This window comes from Kitasatospora sp. NPDC101155 (genome assembly GCF_044768305.1).
Classification (GTDB): domain Bacteria; phylum Actinomycetota; class Actinomycetes; order Streptomycetales; family Streptomycetaceae; genus Kitasatospora.
The window spans coordinates 52,933-70,703 of record NZ_JBIWPN010000009.1 but is presented as its reverse complement, the minus strand read 5'-3'; the positions used below and the strand labels follow the sequence as shown (position 1 = coordinate 70,703).

21 protein-coding genes are annotated in these 17,771 nt (G+C 72.0%); 10 read left to right on the top strand and 11 right to left on the bottom strand.

What is annotated here, in order from left to right; all coding sequences use genetic code 11:
- Positions 1-37: 37 nt before the first annotated feature.
- Together ACIRYZ_RS15815 and ACIRYZ_RS15810 are read right to left on the bottom strand one after the other, a co-directional pair.
- Positions 38-1,696 carry an LCP family protein gene (locus ACIRYZ_RS15815; protein WP_402944198.1) on the bottom strand — a complete coding sequence of 553 codons (1,659 nt, stop codon included), beginning with the start codon at positions 1,694-1,696 and terminating at the stop codon, positions 38-40.
- Entirely contained in the window at positions 1,689-2,039 is a 351-nt protein-coding gene (locus tag ACIRYZ_RS15810) for a DUF6542 domain-containing protein (protein ID WP_402944195.1), read from the bottom strand. Before ACIRYZ_RS15810 ends, ACIRYZ_RS15815 begins: the two co-directional genes overlap by 8 nt.
- 418 nt (positions 2,040-2,457) lie before the next feature.
- Between ACIRYZ_RS15810 and ACIRYZ_RS15805 the strand changes: the two genes are divergently transcribed.
- Complete coding sequence (locus ACIRYZ_RS15805) at positions 2,458-3,087, top strand: TetR/AcrR family transcriptional regulator (RefSeq protein WP_402944192.1); 630 nt, start codon at positions 2,458-2,460, stop codon at positions 3,085-3,087.
- A 65-nt stretch (positions 3,088-3,152) separates the two neighbouring features.
- Here the strand turns inward: ACIRYZ_RS15805 and ACIRYZ_RS15800 are convergent, their stop codons facing one another.
- Together ACIRYZ_RS15800 and ACIRYZ_RS15795 are read right to left on the bottom strand one after the other, a co-directional pair.
- Entirely contained in the window at positions 3,153-3,857 is a 705-nt protein-coding gene (locus tag ACIRYZ_RS15800) for a hypothetical protein (RefSeq protein WP_402944189.1), read from the bottom strand.
- Between the two features lie 195 nt (positions 3,858-4,052).
- Positions 4,053-4,550, bottom strand: coding sequence for a hypothetical protein (locus ACIRYZ_RS15795; RefSeq protein WP_402944186.1), 498 nt, complete (start codon positions 4,548-4,550; stop codon positions 4,053-4,055).
- A 103-nt stretch (positions 4,551-4,653) separates the two neighbouring features.
- On the opposite strand from ACIRYZ_RS15795, the gene ACIRYZ_RS15790 reads away from it, so the two are divergent.
- Positions 4,654-5,145, top strand: a complete 492-nt coding sequence (locus tag ACIRYZ_RS15790) for a winged helix-turn-helix transcriptional regulator (RefSeq protein ID WP_402944184.1) — start codon at positions 4,654-4,656, stop codon at positions 5,143-5,145.
- A 108-nt stretch (positions 5,146-5,253) separates the two neighbouring features.
- On the opposite strand, the gene ACIRYZ_RS15785 is transcribed toward ACIRYZ_RS15790, so the two are convergent.
- The gene (locus tag ACIRYZ_RS15785; protein ID WP_402944181.1) at positions 5,254-5,718 is read right to left on the bottom strand and encodes a CAP domain-containing protein; all 465 of its coding nucleotides are present in this window, start codon (positions 5,716-5,718) and stop codon (positions 5,254-5,256) included.
- Positions 5,719-5,836: 118 nt separating this feature from the next.
- Positions 5,837-8,755: a BTAD domain-containing putative transcriptional regulator gene (locus ACIRYZ_RS15780; RefSeq protein WP_402944179.1), complete on the bottom strand. Its 2,919-nt coding sequence runs from the start codon at positions 8,753-8,755 to the stop codon at positions 5,837-5,839.
- A gap of 122 nt (positions 8,756-8,877) precedes the next feature.
- Here ACIRYZ_RS15780 and ACIRYZ_RS15775 point away from each other — a divergent pair, with 122 nt between their 5' ends.
- A complete protein-coding gene (locus ACIRYZ_RS15775; protein ID WP_402944176.1) occupies positions 8,878-10,308 on the top strand; it encodes a BTAD domain-containing putative transcriptional regulator in 1,431 nt (476 codons plus the stop codon).
- Positions 10,309-10,328: 20 nt separating this feature from the next.
- Here ACIRYZ_RS15775 and ACIRYZ_RS15770 read toward each other — a convergent pair whose 3' ends face one another.
- From ACIRYZ_RS15770 to ACIRYZ_RS15755, 4 genes are all read right to left on the bottom strand, one after another.
- Positions 10,329-10,814 (bottom strand): hypothetical protein, encoded by a 486-nt coding sequence (locus tag ACIRYZ_RS15770; RefSeq protein WP_402944174.1) that lies wholly within the window; start codon positions 10,812-10,814, stop codon positions 10,329-10,331.
- 205 nt (positions 10,815-11,019) lie between these two features.
- Positions 11,020-11,166 carry a hypothetical protein gene (locus ACIRYZ_RS15765; protein ID WP_402944171.1) on the bottom strand — a complete coding sequence of 49 codons (147 nt, stop codon included), beginning with the start codon at positions 11,164-11,166 and terminating at the stop codon, positions 11,020-11,022.
- A 130-nt stretch (positions 11,167-11,296) separates the two neighbouring features.
- The gene (locus ACIRYZ_RS15760) at positions 11,297-11,497 is read right to left on the bottom strand and encodes a DUF397 domain-containing protein (RefSeq protein WP_402944168.1); all 201 of its coding nucleotides are present in this window, start codon (positions 11,495-11,497) and stop codon (positions 11,297-11,299) included.
- Between the two features lie 10 nt (positions 11,498-11,507).
- Positions 11,508-12,392, bottom strand: coding sequence for a helix-turn-helix domain-containing protein (locus tag ACIRYZ_RS15755; protein ID WP_402944166.1), 885 nt, complete (start codon positions 12,390-12,392; stop codon positions 11,508-11,510).
- Between the two features lie 184 nt (positions 12,393-12,576).
- Between ACIRYZ_RS15755 and ACIRYZ_RS15750 the strand changes: the two genes are divergently transcribed.
- The 6 genes from ACIRYZ_RS15750 to ACIRYZ_RS15725 all read left to right on the top strand — a co-directional run bounded on the left by ACIRYZ_RS15750 (position 12,577) and on the right by ACIRYZ_RS15725 (position 16,577).
- Positions 12,577-12,942, top strand: coding sequence for an ATP-binding protein (locus tag ACIRYZ_RS15750; protein WP_402944163.1), 366 nt, complete (start codon positions 12,577-12,579; stop codon positions 12,940-12,942).
- On the top strand, positions 12,939-13,187 hold the full coding sequence (locus ACIRYZ_RS15745; protein WP_402944160.1) for a hypothetical protein: 249 nt from the start codon (positions 12,939-12,941) through the stop codon (positions 13,185-13,187). Before ACIRYZ_RS15750 ends, ACIRYZ_RS15745 begins: the two co-directional genes overlap by 4 nt.
- A 105-nt stretch (positions 13,188-13,292) precedes the next feature.
- A complete protein-coding gene (locus ACIRYZ_RS15740) occupies positions 13,293-13,583 on the top strand; it encodes a hypothetical protein (protein ID WP_402944158.1) in 291 nt (96 codons plus the stop codon).
- A gap of 9 nt (positions 13,584-13,592) precedes the next feature.
- Positions 13,593-14,051 (top strand): hypothetical protein, encoded by a 459-nt coding sequence (locus ACIRYZ_RS15735; protein WP_402944155.1) that lies wholly within the window; start codon positions 13,593-13,595, stop codon positions 14,049-14,051.
- A gap of 346 nt (positions 14,052-14,397) precedes the next feature.
- Entirely contained in the window at positions 14,398-15,594 is a 1,197-nt protein-coding gene (locus ACIRYZ_RS15730; protein WP_402944153.1) for an alpha/beta hydrolase family protein, read from the top strand.
- A gap of 320 nt (positions 15,595-15,914) precedes the next feature.
- Complete coding sequence (locus tag ACIRYZ_RS15725; RefSeq protein WP_402944151.1) at positions 15,915-16,577, top strand: hypothetical protein; 663 nt, start codon at positions 15,915-15,917, stop codon at positions 16,575-16,577.
- 55 nt (positions 16,578-16,632) lie between these two features.
- On the opposite strand, the gene ACIRYZ_RS15720 is transcribed toward ACIRYZ_RS15725, so the two are convergent.
- Positions 16,633-17,304: a DsbA family oxidoreductase gene (locus tag ACIRYZ_RS15720; protein WP_402944148.1), complete on the bottom strand. Its 672-nt coding sequence runs from the start codon at positions 17,302-17,304 to the stop codon at positions 16,633-16,635.
- Between the two features lie 174 nt (positions 17,305-17,478).
- On the opposite strand from ACIRYZ_RS15720, the gene ACIRYZ_RS15715 reads away from it, so the two are divergent.
- The gene (locus tag ACIRYZ_RS15715) at positions 17,479-17,760 is read left to right on the top strand and encodes a hypothetical protein (protein WP_402944146.1); all 282 of its coding nucleotides are present in this window, start codon (positions 17,479-17,481) and stop codon (positions 17,758-17,760) included.
- The last annotated feature ends 11 nt before the right edge of the window (positions 17,761-17,771 follow it).

The following is a 17,771-nucleotide window of genomic DNA, read 5'->3' as shown; positions in this document are numbered from 1 at the left end:
TCTGGACGGCGGGGCACCGGCTGCATGACGGAAGGCGTCAGAAGACGCAGGGGATGCCGCCGTCGGACTCGGCGTCGACGCCGGGGCCCTGCATGGGCAGGTTGGCGGCCGGGTCGCCGGTGGCGGGGGCCGTGGGGGCGGCGGGCTTGTCGGCCGCGACGCCGGTGAAGGAGGTGCCCAGGGTGACCGTGACGTGGTCGGCGGAGACGGACGCGGACTCGGTGGCGGTGACGCCGTAGCGGGCGGCGATCTGGTCGGCGGCGTCCTTGGCGCCCTTGCCGTAGGTGACCATGGTGTTCTTCGGCTTGGAGACGGCGGGGCCGGCCTTGCCCTCCTTGAATCCCATCCCGACCAGGGCCTTGGCCTCGGCGGTGGAGGAGACCCCGGCGGCTGAGGAGGCGTTGAACACGTCCACGGTGGCCGGGGAGGCGGGCTTGGTGGCCGTCGGGGTCGGCGAGGGCTGGGCGGGGGCGGAGGAGGGCGCGGGGGCGTCGGTGGCGCCGTCGGCCGGGGCGGCGGGCGCGGCGGCGTCGGCGTAGCCGAACACCTGCTTGACCACCTTTTGGATCTTGGATGGGGTGACCAGGTTCACGTCCTGGCCGTTGCGGGTGCCGAAGCCGTCGAAGGTGAGGGTGTTGAACTCGACGTTGCCGCCGGTCAGGGCGGGGGCCTGCTGGGCGAAGTCGAGGACGTTCCACTCGTTGTCGATGACCAGGTCCTTCTGGACGACGCCGAACAGGTCCTTGAGCTTGCCGAGGTCGCTGATGATGCCGTCCTGCTTGAGCTTGTGCACGACGGAGGAGATGAAGGCCTGCTGGCGGTGGGTGCGGGCGAAGTCGCCGCTGTTGCCCTTGCCGTCGTCCAGGTTGTGGCGCTGGCGGACGAAGGCGAGCGCCTGGGAGGCGTTGAGGGTGTTGATGCCCTTCTTGAAGTCGGCGCCGGAGCCCTGGCCCTCGATGGCCGGGTCCTTGGTGTCGTGGGTCAGGCAGACCTGGATCGGCTCGACGGCCTTGGCGATGTCGTAGAAGCCCATCAGGTTGACCTCGGCCACGTGGTCGACCGGCTGGTTCACGAAGGTCTGGACGGTGCGGATGGTGGCGGCCCGCCCGGCGTCGCGGCCGGCCTTCTCCAGGTCCGCGCCCTTGAGGCCCTTGGCCTTCGGGCTGCCGTCGAACTTCTCCTTGGCGATCCCGTAGGCCTCCTTGATCTTGTGCATGCCCTGCTGGGAGTTGTCCCCGTTGAAGGTCATGACGTAGTCGTCGCGGGGGATGGAGATCGCCTGCACCTTGCCGCCGTTGGCCGGTATGTGCAGCAGGATCAGCGAGTTGGTGTTGTAGCCGCCGATGTCGGAGCTGTGGCCTGCGTGCAGTTCGTCCTGGACGAACTCCGGCGGCAGGTCCGAGCCGTCCATGTTCTTGCGGCTGTCCAGGCCGATCAGCAGCAGGTTGACCGAGTTGTCCAGGTGCTTGGGCGCGTCCTTCTTGGTCTCCGCGATCGCGTTGGACGTGGTCATCCCGGCGGTGAGGGAGGTGTACTCGTACCAGACCACCCCGCTCGCGGCGAACACCGCGAAGCCGACCGTGGAGGCCACCACCCGGGCCGCGATCAGCGCCGGGGAGTTCCGGCGGGCGGCGGGCTCGGCGGCCTTGCGGGCGGCGGCCCGGCCGCCGCCCTGCTGCTCGGGCTTCTCAGGCATGCTGCCTCCTCCGGTCCTGGACCACCCGGACCACGATCACCAACAGGGCCGCAGCGACGGCCTGCGCCATCACCGGGAAGCCGTTCACCACCCACTTCGCAGAGCCGGTGGCCAGCTTGCTGCCCTGGTACTTCTCGCTGTCGGCTGCGAACTCGACCACGGCCGTGACACCCAGCACGACCAGCGGAGAGGCCGCGACCACCCACCACCAGCCCCTGCGGGTGCTGAGCGCGGCCGCCAGGCCCATGCCGAGCACCGCGCACACGTCGAAGGCGGCGCCCATGCCGGGACCGGAGAGCTCGTCGATCACCGCACCCACCAGGGGCAGTGCGACGGCCGCCACCGCGGGCAGGGCCGGTCCGCCGGAGAAGGGCCGCTGGGGGCCGGTGGGTCTGCCGGCCGTCCGCCGCCGTGAACCCTGGTCGGACGACCGACCTCGCTGCCCCGCCACGTACTCACCCCCGGTGTTCCCGCGATTGGCGCGCCACGGTCGGCGCTCGCGCCGGGTTGCTGTGGGAGAGCGGTTGCGGCGCTGCCTGTACGGGACGCTGGTGTTCGGCCGGCCGGTTCCCGTTCTCGGTTTCCCGCTGTTGCCCGGGGGCAGGCCCGTTTTCGGATTTGCTCTACAGAGGTGTAGAGATCGTACGCAGCATAGAGCACGCCTGTTCGGTGGCAAGTCCGCTTGTGAACGGGCCTGCGTACACTACACCGAGCAGTTTTCGAGGCGGTCGGCGGGTGCGCCGGCGGAGAAGGAGCGGGTCGTGGCGACCACGGGCGGAGCGGGACGGCCGGAGAAGCGGAAGGCGATCACCCGGGCTGCGACGACGGTGTTCGGGCGCGAAGGGTACGTCCGGGCCAGCATGGACGCGATCGCGGCCGAGGCCGGGGTGTCCAAGCGCACGGTCTACAACCACTTCGCCGACAAGGAGACCCTCTTCCTGTCGGTGGCGCTGCAGAATTCGGCGGAACTCACCGAGAAGATCCGGGAGTTGATGACGAAGCACCTGGACCGGGTGGTGGACCTGCGCCAGGACCTGGCCGACTTCGCGGTCGAGCGGGCGCTCGCCGTCCTCTCCGCGGGGGAGTACGGGGCGCTCGGCCGGGCGATCCGCGCCGAGGTCGCCAACATCCCGGCGGACGTCCTGGAGGCCTGGCTGGAGGCCGGCCCGGTGGCCTCCCAGCGGGACCTGGCGGAGCGCTTCGCGGCGCTCGCCGGGCGCGGGCTGCTGGCGCTCGGCGAACCGGAGCTGGCCGCCGAGCAGTTCACGCTGCTGACCTTCCACGGTGTGGCGGAGCGCTCCTTCTGGGGCGCCCTGCCGGTGGCCGAGGAGGAGGTCGGGCGGATCGCGGGCGTGGGCGTGGACGCCTTCCTGAAGATCTACGGCGCGTAGCCGCGTGCGGGTCGGGGGCGCCGCCCCCGACCCGCACGGATCACCGGTGGATCACTTCGGGTGGGTCACTTCCAGTTGACGCCCTTGCCCAGGGTGTACGGCTCACCCCAGTACTCGGCGCCGGCCACCTTGGTCGCCTGCGGCGCCAGTGCCAGCACGCAGGAGGTGATGGACTGGCCGTTGGTGAAGCCCTTCGGGAACGACGGGTGCGGGCACTTGTCGAAGGTGCCGATCAGCATCACCTCGGCGGCCTCCGAGCCGTCCGGGAGCGTGCCCTTCATCTGGGTCAGGCTGGAGAAGGACAGATCGGTGCTGCCGACGTTGGTGACCTTGAAGCGGACGTAGTACGGCACCATGCCCGCGGCCTTGTCACCCAGCTTGAGCGGGGTGAGGTCAGCCGGGTCGCCCTTGTCGATCGAGGTGACCGCGAGCGAGACGGTGCCCTTGGTGCTGCCCGAGCTGAACGGGATGGTGGCGGCGTCGCCGATCTTCACCGTGGTCCCGGGCGCCGCGGTCGCACCGGCCGGGGCCGGCGCCGCCGCTGTGCCGGGCGCCGCGGCGGTCGGGGCGCCGGTCGGCGCCGCCGCCGAGATGGAGGGCGCCGGGGTGGTGGGCGCGGCCGACGGCGTGGCGGGCGCCTGGGTGGCGGGCGGGGTGGTCGCGGTGTCGGACGACGAGGCGTCGTCGTTGCAGGCGGTCAGGGTGAGCGCGCCGGCCGCGGCCAGGCCGACCAGGGCCAGGGTGCGGTGCTTGCTGCGGATGGTCTTCATGTGACGTCCCCCGTCTTTGCGGACCACTGCGGCAGCGGTCCTCCTGATGGACGTTCATAGCGCAGTGCGGAAGCGGGGTGCGATGTGTTTAGTGGCGTCTTGACGTCGTCGTGACGAGTCCTGCGCGGGTCCGTGACAAGGGATGCCGAGTCGTGATCAGTCGTTCTCGAACGGCTCGGCACCCCCGTCGGCCGGTTACGGCAGGGCCGCGCGCTCGGCCCGGCTGGCGGCGATGCGCTGCGTCGCGAGCGCGCGGGCCCGGTCGGGGTCGTCCCCGGTGATCCGGGCGAGGATCGCCGCGAGCGGCCTGATCTTCCCGAAGCTGCCCCAGTGGCCCTCGGGGATCTCGGTGGGGAACACCCACACCCGGCCGGGGTCGCGCGGCCAGGTGCCGCCCTCGGCGTCCAGGATCGCCTCGGTGACGTCGGCGACGACGGCGGCCCGGACCTTCTCGGCGAACTGGCCCTCGGGGACGGACGGGACGACCCGGTAGCGCGGCGCGTCGGCGGGCCTGCCGCCGACGTAGACGGCGGCGGGCCGGTGCAGGAACACCCAGGACACGGAGCGGACGGCCGGGTCGGTGGGGTCGAAGCCCTCGTGGCGGATCAGGATCCCGGTGATCCGGTCGAGCAGTTCCGCCTCGGCGTCGGGCTGGAGCGCGCCGTCGGGGATGTACACGTCGAGCATGGGCACGATCGGTTCTCCTGACTGGATTTACTTTCTCAACTCAGGTCGGGAGTGAGCCTGCCGCTGCTGGATTGAGATTGTCAACCCAGGTGTCGGTATCATCGGAGCCATGGCAGAGCAGGGAAACCGGAGGATCGACCCGTCGAACTGTTCGATGGCGCGCGCCCTGTCGGTGGTCGGCGAGCGCTGGTCGCTGCTGATCGTCCGCGAGGCCGTCGACGGCGCCACCCGCTTCGGCGAGTTCCGGGCGCGGCTGGGGATCGCCAGCAACCTGCTGTCCACCCGGCTCGACAGCCTGGTCGCGACCGGCGTCATGCACCGCGTCCCGTACCAGGAGCCCGGCGACCGCCAGCGCTACGAGTACCGCCTCACCGAGCAGGGGTTGGCCCTTCGGCCGACCCTGATGGCCCTGCTGGAGTGGGGCGACACCTACCTCGCGGACGAGGCCGGGCCGCCGGTCGTGGTCCGGCACGGCGGCCCGGACGAGGAGCACCGCTGCGACGAGCCGGTCACCCTCGTCCTGGAGTGCGCGGCCGGGCACACCCGCCTGCCGTCGAACGAGATCTACCGGGCGCCGGGGCCGGGGGCGCGCTTCCTCTGAACGGCCTTGAGCGCCGGCTCGCTGTAGGTGGGGACGAACAGGCCGGGCCCGCGCGTCGGCTCCGACGCGCGGGCCCGGCCCGGTGGTGGTGCGGCGCCCGTCGTGGCGTCAGACCTGGGCGAGGGTCAGGACGTAGCGGCCCCGGGTGCCGGACCGGCCGGGTGCGTGGCCGACGCCGAGGTGGTTGAGGCGCGGGTCGAGCAAAGTGTCGCGGTGCTGGGGGCTGTTCATCCACAGCTGCACGGCCTGCGGCACGCTGTCGGCCGGGGCGACGATCTCGGCGGCGAAGCGGAAGGCGAAGCCGGCGGCCCGGACCCGGCGCCACGGCGTGCTGCCGTCGGTGCCGTCGTGCTGGACGATGCCGTGCGCGGCCAGGTCGTCGGCGTGGCGCTGGGCTGCGGCGTTCAACCGGTCGTCCAGGCACAGGAGTCGGGCGCCGGCGTGGACGCGCCGGAAGTTGAGGGAGGTCGTCATCTCGGTGCGGACGTCGACGCCGGTGGGCGCCCCGCCTTCCGCAGCCTCGAACGCCGCGCCGAGCGTCAGCACCCGGCCGTTCCGCACGAGCGTGGGCATGTGTCGTGCCTCTCGTCTGTGGTGTCGCCCCGGACCGCGGGAGCCGCGGTCCGGGGCCGGACAAGGAACTAGGGTGCCGGAGCACGGTAGACGGCCGGTCAACGCGGGTGGCCGACGATCAGTTGAGACCCGCCAGTAGCCCTTCGACCTGCGTCGCGTCCTCGCCGAGCCCGAGTCGCCGGTACCCCTCCAGCGCCTCTGCCAGGAGGGCCCGGGCCTGGCTCGGGCGACCGAGGCCGGTGAGCGCGGTGCCGAGGGTGCGCAGCAGGGCGGCCTCCAGGGCGGCGCTGGTGCGGCGGGCCTGCGGCAGGACGGCCTCGGCGAGGTCGGAGGCGAGCAGCCAGCGTCCGGCTTCGGCGTGGATGCGGGCGGCGAGGTCCCCGGCGGCGGCCTCGAACACGGTGACCTGGAGGGCGGCGAACTCGTCCCGGGCACCGAGCGCGTGGGTGAGGGCGGTTTCCGGGTCGCCGCACAGCCGTAGGACCCGGGCGAGGTAGTAGCGGCCGATCGCGGCGGAGACCGGTCCGGAGTCGGTCATCAGGCGGGCGCTGCGCTCGGCGGCGTCCCGGGCCTCGGCGAGCCGTCCGGTGTGGGCGGCGCTGAACGCGAACTCGCCGAGCGCGCTGCCCTCGGCGCGCCGGGCGCCGAGGCGGTGGAAGAGTTCGGCCGCGCGGCCCGCGTGTTCGGCGGCCTCGGCGTAGCGGCCGTTGATCCGGGCGTTGCCGCCGAGGTTGATCAGAGCCTTGGCGAGTACCCGTTCGGTGCGCTGGTCGGTACACAGGCCGACGGCCCGGCGGATCTCCTCCTCGGACTCGGTGTAGCGGTTGATGTGCCAGAGCATGGTGCCGCGCAGGTAGCGGGCGAGGGCGAGCGGGCCGCGTTCGTCGCGGGCCTCGGCCTCCTGGGCGAGCCGCCCGGCGAGGTCGACGATGACGCCGGTCTGGGTGCGTTCGGCGAGCACGGCGCCCATCCGGTCGGCGAGTTCGGCGGCTCGGTCGAGCGGCAGCGCCGGGTCGGCGCAGTTGAGCACGATGGCGGCGGCGTGCACCTCGGCCTGGTCGCGCATCCAGCGCACCGCTTCGGCGCCGTCGGTGATCGGGCGGCCGGTGGCAGCCACGGGCGCGTCGAGCAGGCTGAGTTCGGCCGGGTCCGCCTTGCGGGCGGCCCGGTCGGCGTTGCGGGCGGTGGCGAGGCAGAAGTCGGTGAGGCGGTCGGCGGCGGCGGTGTGTTCGGCGGGGGGCTCCTCGGCGGCGAGCCGGCCGCGGGCGTAGTCGCGGACGAGGTCGTGGAAGCCGTAGCGGCCGAAGCGGGGGGAGTGCAGCAGGTTGAGGTCGACGAGGGTTTCCAGGAGCTGGTCGGCCTCGTCCTCGGTGCGGCCGAGCAGGGCGGCGGCGCAGGACAGTGGGAGGTCGGGGGCTTCGAGCAGGGAGAGCAGGCGGAAGGCGCGGGCGAGCTCCGGGTCGAGGCGGTGGTAGGAGAGGGCGAAGGTGGCCTCCACGGTCCGTTCGCCGTCGCTGAGTTCGGCCAGCCGGTGTTCCCGACGCAGCCCTTCGGCGAGGGCGGCGAGGGTGAGCGCGGGGTCGGCGGCGAGCCGGGAGGCGGCGATCCGGACGGCCAGTGGCAGCAGCCCGCAGGCCCGGACGACCTCGTCGGCGGCTTCCGGTTCGGCGGTGACCCGGTCGGCGCCGACGATCCGGGTGAGCAGTTCGAGGGCCTCGGTGGGCGGCAGGGTGTCCAGGCGCAGGTGGTGGGCTCCGGCGAGGCCGGTCAGCCGCAGCCGACTGGTGACCAGGACGGCGCAGCCGGCGGCGCCGGGCAGCAGCGGTTCGACGTGCTCGGGGGTGGCGGCGTTGTCGAGCACGACGAGGACGCGCCGTCCGGCGAGGGCCGAGCGGTAGAGGGCGCTGCGCTCGCCGGTGTCCGGCGGGATCTCCGCGGGGGCGATGCCGAGGGCGCGCAGGAAGCCGACCAGGACGGCGCCCGGGTCGGGTGGGGTGCGGTCGGCGCCGCGCAGGTCGGCGAAGAGCTGACCGTCGGGGAAGCGGTCGCGGACCTGCCGGGCGAGGTGCACGGCGAGGGTGGTCTTGCCGACGCCGCCCATGCCGTCCAGGGCGGAGACCACCACGGCCCGCCCGCCGGCCCCGGCGAGCTGGTCCGTGAGGGTGCCGAGTTCCTCGGCGCGGCCGGTGAAGTCGGCTAGGCCGCTGGGCAGTTGGTCGGGGGCCTGCCAGGTGTCGGCGGAGGGTTCGGGCTCGGCCCTGGGCGGTAGCAGGGTGGCGTCCTCGCGCAGGATGCGCAGCTGGAGCCGGGCCGGTCCGCGGTCGTCGGCGGGCAGGGTGGGGCGGGCGTCCTCGTAGACGGCGAGTGCCTCGGCCTTGCGGCCGGCCTGGTAGAGGGCGTGCATCAGGACGACGGTGAGCCGGGGCCGGCCGGGGTGCTCCAGGGCGAGGGCGGCGGCCTCCGCGGTCAGGTCGGTGCGGTCGCCGAGTTCGGCGTCCAGTTCGAGCTGGGTCTCCTTGGCCGATATCCGCTGTTCGGTGAGTCGGGCGCGGACGGCTTCGGCGTGCGGTCCGGGGAGCCCGGCGAGGGGTTCGCCGGCCCAGAGCCGCTGGGCGCCGCGCAGCACCTCCCGGACCTGCCGGGGCGGCGCGTCGGCCCGGCGCAGTTCCTCGGCCTCGGCCAGCAGGGCCTGCCAGGCGACGGCGTCGACCTCGGCCGCGGGTACCCGCAGCGCGTAGCCGTCGCCGACACGGGCCAGGGGCATCCGCTCCGGGGCGTCCCCGGCGTAGGGCCGGAACGCGGTGCGCAGCCGGGAGACGGCCAGTTGGACGGCCTTGCGCGGATCGGCCGGCGCGGCCCCGCCCCACACCCCCTCGACCAGCACCGGCACCGCCACCGCCCGCCCGGCGGCGTCCAGCAGCACGGCCAGCACGGCCCGCTGCTGCGGCCGGCCCAACTCCAGCTCCTGCTCCCCGTACCAGGCCCGCAGCGGGCCCAGCAGTCCGAACCGCAGCCCGGCTCCCCCCATGTCACCCATGTCCCGTCCCCGAAAGTCGTCCTGCACCGGTATCCCGCCACTTCCGTCCGGACAGCGGCGCCCCCATACCCCGGCGGCCTATGCTCTGTTACAGATTGTGCACGGATTCCGAGCTTCGAGAGGTGGCTGTGCGGCTCGAATTCCGCGTGCTGGGGCCGCTGAGCGCCAGATGCGACGGCCGTGAGATCGAGCTCGGCCGTCCGCAGCAGCGGGCCGTGCTGGCCGCGTTGCTGCTCGCCCCGGGACAGTTGGTGCCCACGGACCGGCTGGTCGAGGGTCTGTGGGGCGAGGACGACACCCGCTGGCCGAAGGATCCGGTCGGGCAGATCGGCACCCATGTGCACCGGCTGCGGCGGGCGCTCGGCGCGTCCGAGCTGCTGGTGGCGGCGGCGGGCGGCTACCGGCTGGCGGTGCCGCGGGAGGCGGTGGACCTCTTCCGCTACGAGACCGCGGTGGCGGAGGCCGTCGCGCTGCGTCACCAGGAGCCCTCGCGGGCGCGGGAGTTGCTGGGGCGGGCGCTCGACGCCTGGGCGGGCGACCGGGCGCTGGACGGCGTACCGGGGGCGTTCGCCGAGCGGTCGCGGGAGCGGCTGGCGGCCGGGCGCTTCGCGGCGGTCAAGGCGCTGCTGGACCTGGACGTGGCCCTCGGTCGGCACGCCGACACGGTGGAGCCGCTGGCCGCGCTGGCGGCCGGGCACCCACAGGACGAGGAGGTGCACCGGCTGCACCTGCTGGCGCTGCACCGCTGCGGCCGCCGGGCGGAGGCGCTGGCAGCGTACGAGGCGCTGCGGGAGCGGCTGGACCGCGAACTGGGACTGGAACCGGCCGCAGCCGTCGTGGAGTTGGCAGACCGGATCCGGCGCGGGGAGGCCCCGGTGTCGCTGAGGCGGCTGCCCCGGCCGAGCCAGCTCCCGTCCGACATCCCCGACCTGGTCGGGCGGGCCGGCCTGGCCCGGCAGGCGGAGCAGGCCCTGCGGGCGGACGGCGGATCGCCGGTGGTCGGGCTGTCCGGTCCGGCCGGCAGCGGTAAGTCGGCACTGGCGGTGCACGTCGCCCACGCCACCCAGGACGCCTTCCCGGACGGGCAGTTGTACACGAGCGGAGGAGAGCCGGGCATGGTCCTGGCGGCCTTCCTGCGAGCCCTGGGGGAGCGGCCCGCCGGCTGCGCCCCGGTCGGGGAGCTGGTCGAGCGCTACCGCGCGGCACTGGAAGGACGGCGCGTCCTGGTGGTGCTCGACGGGGTGCCCGACCCCGCGCCGCTGCTGCCCGCGACCAGCGGGTGCGCGGCGGTGGTGACGGGGGCGGAGCCGGGGGCCCTGCCCGGCGACGCGGTCCGGCTGACGGTCGGGGCGCTGGAACCGCACGACGCCCACGAGCTGCTGGCGCGGATCGTGGGCGTGGAGCGGATCGGCCGGGAGCCGGCCGCGGTCGCCGAGCTGGCCGAGATCTGCGGCCACCTGCCCGTCCTGCTGCGGACGGCGGCGACGCGGCTCGCGGCCCGGCCCTGGTGGTCGGTGGCGGACCTGGTCAGGTGGTTCACCGAACGGGGGTGAGGGCCGGGCGGCGGGGCGGTCTAGTACGGGTCGGTGCTGGCGATGACCGCCCAGGACAGGCTGCGCGCCGGGGACCCGAAGTAGAGCTTGAGTCCGCCGTAGCCCCAGATCTCCAGGGTGACCATGTTGTTGGGCTGCATGGTGTTGCTGGTCCAGCAGACGCGGCTGTCGCTGCCGTAGACGACGAAGTTGCCGTCGGGCTGCAGGATCGCCTTGGCGCCGCAGCCCCAGCTGCCCGGCGCGGACCACACCGGCGTGTACTGGCCGTTGTAGGTCTTGTAGGTGACGAGGTTGCCGTCGTCCTGGAGGATCAGCCGGGTGGAGCCGGTGTCGATGTACTGGCCCGGGAGGAGCGTCATGGGGGCGTTCACGTCCACCCGCGGAGCGTCCTGGGGCGGGGTGATGTCCGCCTGCGCGGTCCCCGCCGTCGCCATCGTCCCGGCCAGCGCCAGGACGCCCGCCACCGCCGTCATGGCCATGTGCCGCATCGTCTTCTTCGCCTTCATGTCCCCGTGTTACCTCTCTCGTGCATCAGCGCCCGAGATCGTCGGGCGTCTTGTGGAGATGAGAATGGCCGGAGGCGGTAGACAAACGATTAACGTCCCGTTGAGAGGTGGGCGGAGGGGCATGGGGGAGGCCCCTGAGAACGACCACCGCCCGCTCGCCGGTGCGGCGAGCGGGCGGTGGGGCCGGCAGCGGTCCGACGGTGCGTCAGCAGCAGTTGCCGCCGGCGCCCCCGGCGAGCTGGGAGTGCGGAGCGGGGGCGGGCGCCGGGGTGGCGTCGCTGGACGTGGTGGCGAACAGGACGGCGGCGGCAACGGCCAGGCCGGTGGCGGTGGCGATCAGCATGGTGCGCATGGTGGGGTCCCCCTGGAAGGCGTGTGATCGGGCCCTTGAGTCAAACCGTTTTGGCGGCAACCTGTCAACGATTCGGTTCTGCCCGAATCGTTGGCCTCCAACGATTCGGGCGGGGGGTGGGGGCGGGGGGTCAGCTGAGGTGGTCGAACTCGCCGGCCTTGGCGCCGAGTATGAAGGCGCGGAGCTTGGCGGTTGATGTGGTGACGATGACGGAGGGGTCGTCGGACTCGCGAAGGTGGCGGATGTCCTCAGCTCCGGCTGCGAGTTCAACGCAGTTGCCGCCCTCGTTCGATCCACTGAACGATGACTTCTGCCAACGGAGTTCGGACATCGGGCGCCTTTCAAGCTTGCAACAAGTAGAGAAGATGTCGAATGAGTCCCCACGAGTCGCGCGAGGAAAGCGTCGTCAAGGACTGGTCGACAGGCGGCAAGGCCAGCTCGCTCAGCTGGTTGAAGGTCCTTCGGTAGGTCTCGATCGAATGCTGGTCGCCAAGATACTCGGTGTGGCTTGGGTGATCCACGACGACGGTGGACAGTTCCGGAGCTCCAGGGTCGAATACCACGAACTGGCCGGTGGAAGGCGGCTTCTTCGCAGCGGTGAACGGCAGCACCTGAATGCTGACGTTCGGCAGCTCAGAGATTTCCAGCAGATGCACGAGTTGCTCCCTCATGACTGCATCGCCGGGGAATCGCATTCGCAACGCTGTCTCATGGATGACGAATCGGAACTCGCGGCGTGGCAAGTCTGTGAGAATGCGCTGCCGTTGCTTCCGGAACTCGATCTCGGCTTCGACATCCAACTTGCGGTACTGGCTGGCATCTTCGTAGATCGCCTCGATGTAGGCGGGTACCTGGAGAAGGCCAGGGACGTAGAACGTCTCGAAGTTGTCCATCGTGGCCGCGCTGTGATCGGCCTCCGCGAGATCAAGTAGCAGGGTCGGAACTCGGTCCGCGAGATCGGTCCACCAGCCCTTCCCGTTGCTCCGCCCCATCTCGGCGAGCTTTGCGCGGAAGACCAGGTCCGTGCAGCCGTAGGCGTCGAGCCAGATCTCAAGGCGCTCGGAGTTGAGAGTGATCCGACCGGCCTCGGTGTGGCTCACCGCCGGACCCTTCATGCCCACAAGCGCGCCGGCTTCCGGTGCGGACAACCCCGCTGCCGTGCGCAGGCGTTGCAACTCCTCGCCGAAACGTCGTTGCCGCTGGCTGATCGGCCCCTTGTATGCCACTGGCGGTCCCTCCTCGTCGGTGCAGTGTTTCGCATGGGGTGAGCGGCTCGCCACCGTCGAGCGTATGCATCGTTGCCTGTTCGATTGCAGAGATGGCATCGCGTCCCCTACCGTCAGTGTTGCACCGATCACACGGTGAAGCGTCATCTTTGTCGATTCCCCTCCTCTCTCCCTGGGGTCTCTCATGTGTGCCTGCAACCCTCCCGACTGGTCCACCGCTCGTACCGAGCTCTGCGACCTCCTCGCCACCGCCGGGTGGCCGCCCGCCCTCATCGCCGACGCCGAGCTCGCCCTCCACGAACTTTTCGTCAATGCCTGGAAGCATGCTGGGAGTTCGTCGCCACTCGTCACCCTCGTCCTCTCCCCGCAGCTCCTCCGCGTCTCGGTGAGTGACGACAGCCCGCTCCTTCCCGAGCCCCGCGTCCCCTCGGACCCGCTCGCCCTCTCCGGCCGGGGCCTCCACCTCGTCCAGTTCCTCACCCACCGTTTCGGCGCCCACCTGCGTAAGCAGGGCAAGGTCGTCTGGTTCGAACTGGAGGTCACCGCATGACGCGCCAGCCGATGAAGCCCACCGACCCCCGGATCCGGGCCTACACCGACGAGCACATCCGCACGCTCCTCGCCGAACTCCACGAGCGCGGCCGCAAGTTCGGCCTGATCTTTCCGTCCGCCACCACGGACAAGACCCTCGACGGCCGCGTCCTGGTCCGCTTCAACACGGCCCCGGCCTCGACCCTCCTCAACCTCCTCACCCTCCTCCTCGACGTGGACCGCGAGCGCCAGTGCGGTTCCTGATCGCCGTCGCCTTCCTCATCCTCCTCGCCCTCGCGATCAGCACCGTCGCTCTGGGCGTCATCACCGCGCTCAATGTTGCAAAGCCCGACGAAGAGGAGACCTGACATGTCCGACCCCGACCCGGCCGTCGCCAACGCCCTCGCCGCGACGCACTACGCCGTCGCTGCCGCCTTCAACACGCTCGCTGCCACCACCGTCACCCCGCCCGTCCCCGACGACTTCGACTGGCCCGACCTCGAATCGTTCGTCTTCCGCCTGGGCTTCGCCGCCGACGACTCCGACACCGCCCTCAACCTCTACCGCCTGCTCTTCGCCGTCCAGCGCATCGCCTACCGCGAGGCCGCCGGCCGTAACTCCCCCTGGCTCGCCACCCGCCTCAACCCCCGCGCCCACTAGCCTGGCCGCATGGACGACGAGTACGCGACCCGCCTGCACGACGCCTGGGAGTGGTGGCACGCCGCCATCGAGGACGCCCAGGAGGGTCGTTGGACCCGCACCCCTCTTGAGCGCCAGGTGATGGACGACATCGCCGCCGCCACCATCGGATTCGGATACCCGGACCCGGGCACTGAACTCTCCCTGAGCGCCCGGCTCTGCCGCCTCGCCACCTGGGCGGGCGTGCTCCGCCTCGCCGCCCGGGCCGGCGGCTGGGAGCTCGTACCCGTCGTCGGCGCCACCCCGCCCCGCCCGGCGGGCATGGCCGAACTGCTCTCCGCCGTCTACGCGGTAGGCGAGCAGGGCGAGCTCTGGCTGCGGCGGCCCTCCGCCGACGGCCCACCGCCGCCCGGCGCGGTCGTCCGGTTCGAGGGCTTCGTCACCGGCCCCGGCTCGGTCGAGGACCTCCGCCAATTCTTCTACGACTAGTGCAGCGCCGCGTTGATCCTTCGGGGGTTCAAGCGGCTTTGAGTGGGCTGCCGTCGTAGGTCCAGCGGTAGGGCTTGGCGTCGTGTTCGTCGTAGGCCCAGGCGAAGGTGGCGCTCGACGATGCCGGCGAAGGGAACCCCGCGCCGCACGACATAGTCCCGGGATATGACTCCGGTACCTCGCGGGGGTAGGGTTTACCCCCCGTCCGGCCGGTGGGTTCACACTGCCGACCCGGCGCCGCCCGGTGCGACATCGTGGGGCCATGACCGATCGACACTCGAACGCCGCCGGCCGCCCCTGCCCGGCCGGCAGGATGAAACGCAATCGCCGTATCAGTGCTGTCGCGGTGCTGGCGCTCGCCGCCCTCGTCGCCGGAACCGGCGCCGGGTTCGCCGCCACGACCACACCGTCGGCCACACCGGTGGCCACGCACGCGTTCGACACCGCACCGGCTACGGCTACGGCCACGGCCACCGCGCCCACGCGGTCCTTCCACGGCACGCTCCCCGCGCCGACCGGCCCCTACGCCGCCGGCGAGGAGATCATCCACCTCACCGACGAGAACCGCCTCGACCCATGGGTGCCGTCGTCCGGTCCCCGCCAACTGACCGTCACGATGATCTACCCCGCCGTCCCCGGGACCGGGACCCCGGCCCCTTACATGACCGAAGCCGAGGCAGCCGGAATCCTTCAGCATCGGCCCATGCCGGCGAGCTCAGGCCTCACCCCGCAGACCCTTTCCAGCGTCACCACTCACGCCTTCGACGGCGCGCGGCCGCAGCGCGGCAAGCATCCGCTGGTGGTCCTCTCAGCTGCGGCCGAGAACCCGCGCATGATGCTCACCTCGCTCGCGACTGAGCTGGCCAGTCACGGCTACGTCGTCGCGCTCGTCGGCCACACCTACGAGGACACCGGCGAGACGCTGGCGAACGGCCAGACGCCGCCGTGCGCGATCTGCGACCACCCGGAAACGATCGACTTCAACGCCGAAACCGCCAGCCGCGCGAAGGACGTGTCCTTCGTGATCGACCAGTTGACGCACGGCAACACCGCGTGGCGCCTGGCCCACCTCATCGACAAGCACGAGATCGGCATGGCCGGACACTCCCTCGGCGGAGCGACGGCGGCCGCCACGATGATCGCCGACCCGCGTGTAGGGGCCGGGGTCGACATGGACGGCACCTTCTTCCCGGCCCCGACGCCCGGCCAGATCAACCGGCCGTTCCTCATGCTGGGCAGGGCCGACGGCCACACGCCCGGCGACGGCGGCGACGACATCGTGTGGAAGCAGGCATGGGACGCCCTCGGCGGCTACAAGAAGTGGCTGACGGTCGCCGGCGCCGACCACTTCAGCTTCGCCGACCAGGACATGCTCCGGGAGCAGGCCGGGTTCCCGTCGGCGTCGCCCCTCTCACCGGAACGAGGGGCGGCGATCACCCGCGAGTACGTGACGGCGTTCTTCGATAAGACGCTGAAGGGGAGCGACAGTCCGCTGCTGGACGGCCCCACGGCGGACAATCCGGAAGTACTCTTCCAGCACTAGTGCGGCGCCGCGTTGATCCTTCGGGGGTTCATACGGCTTTGAGTGGGCTGCCGTCGTAGGTCCAGCGGTAGGGCCCGGCGTCGTGTTCGTCGTAGGCCAAGACGAAGGTGTCGATGGCCGCGGCCGGTTCGTCGCGGGAGGCGAACTGGCCGCGGCGTAGTAGACGCCGGGTCAGGGTGGAGAAGAACAGCTCGACTTGTTGGCCCTGGCAACGACCTCGCGAAGGCGTTCGTCAGCGGCGTGCTTGTCCATGAACGTTGCCTGGTGCGGAACTAGAAATCCGCAGGACAGCCCGCCCCGGTCTCCGGTACGACAAGCCGGTGAGACTGAGAACGAAGATCCACCGGGTCCGCCTCGGCCGGGACGAATACCGGGTGATCACTTCGGCCCGGCAGACCGCCGGCGCCTCCCTCTACGCGGGCCCGGGCAGCTGGTTCGCGGAGTTGCACGTCGACCGGCAGGGGGCCGAGGACCTCGCCACCGTCTGGGCCCTGGCCGCCCGCTCTCGGCGCTCCCTCGTCCACCTGCCGCTACGCGCGAACACCGGCCCGACCGGTCTGCCCGACGTCCCGTCCGAGGACCGGTCGGACCTCCTGCTCGTCCACCACAGCCTCGGCTTCCCGCCGTCCCGCTGGAAGGAGGTCCGGGCCCGCCTGGGCGCCGGGATTCCGCACACCGTCGACCTCCCGGCCACCGACTTCCCGTCCGAGGAGGCCATCGACTACGACCGCCACAACTTCACGGGCTTCCGCGACCAGCTCCGCTTCACCGGTGCGGCCCACACGCTCGTCGTCACCGGCAGCCTCACCGCCTTCCGCTGGACGGGCTCCCAGCTCCACGGGTTCAGCCGCGAGGCTCCCGGCTGGCGCGCCGCCCGGCGGCCCGACGCGCACTGCTGCGTCACCCTCGCCTCCGGCCACGCGGCCAAGGGCATCCCGGGGAGCCTGCACATCACCTACGCCCACCGCTGGCGCGCCCAGTGAGCCGACCGGCCCCGGAGCAGGAAGCCGGCCGGTCCGACTTCCTGCTCCGAACCCCTCAGTTCGCGGGCTTGAGGGGTACCAACGGCACCGCCACCCGGCTCTCCCAGGCCTGTTCCAGCGCCCGCAGGAACGTTTCCGCAGGCTGGGCGCCCGAGACGCCGAGCCGCCGGTCCAGGACGAAGAACGGCACCCCCGTCGCCCCCATCGCGCCGGCCGTCGCCTCGTCCTCGCGCACGGCCTCCGCGTACGCCTCCGGGTCGGCCAGCACGGTAGCCGCCGCCTCGCCGTCCAGGCCCGCCTCGACGGCCAGTTCGACCAGCCGCCCGTCCTCGAACGCGGAGCGTTCCTCGGCGAAGTTGGCCCGGTACAGCGCGTCCAGCAGCTGTCCCTGCCGGCCGTGCTCCTTGGCGAAGTGCAGCAGGCGGTGCATGTCGAAGGAGTTCGCCGCGTCGCGCCCGTCGTCCAGGTACGGCAGCCCCTCGCCGCGCGCGTTCTCGGCGATCCGGGCCTCCGCCGCCTCGGCCTGCTCCAGGCTCATCCCGTACTTGGTGGCGAGCAGTGGGATGACCGGACGGGCCTCGCGCGGTGCGTGCGGGTCCAGCTCGAAGGAGCGGTGGACGACCTCCACCTCCTCGCGGTGCGGGAAGTGCTCCAAGGCCTGCTCGAACCGGGCCTTGCCGATGTAGCACCACGGGCAGTTGATGTCGCTCCACACTTCGACGCGCACGGCGCTGTACTCCTTCCAGCCTTGCGCGGACCTCCCGCGCGGACACCAACCGGAACACGGCAGTCCGCACGAATATTTCTCGTCCTGAAATATTCAGGTGCGCCAGGCGCGGCGCGGCCGGGAGGATGGTCCGGCGAAAGGGTCCGTCTCCGATGTCAGGCTGGGGGAGTCGCCGTGTCCTTCGAGTTCGTGCGCCGGCTGGACGGCCTGGTCTACCGCTTCCGTCAGGACGGCGAGTTCAACGGCAGGCCGTCGTTCAAGCGGGTGGACCTGGACGTGTGGTGCCGCTGGCTGCCCGAGCGGGGCTGGTGCACCGTCGGCGCCGACGGGATCGGCAACGGCTGGCCGCTGCTCGGGCGGGCCGGGCAGGAGGCGTTCCCGCCCCTCGGCCCCTGGCGCAGCTGGAAGGCCGGCAAGTCGTACCTCTACGACCTGCGCCGCACCGATGCGCCCTGATGGGCAGCCGT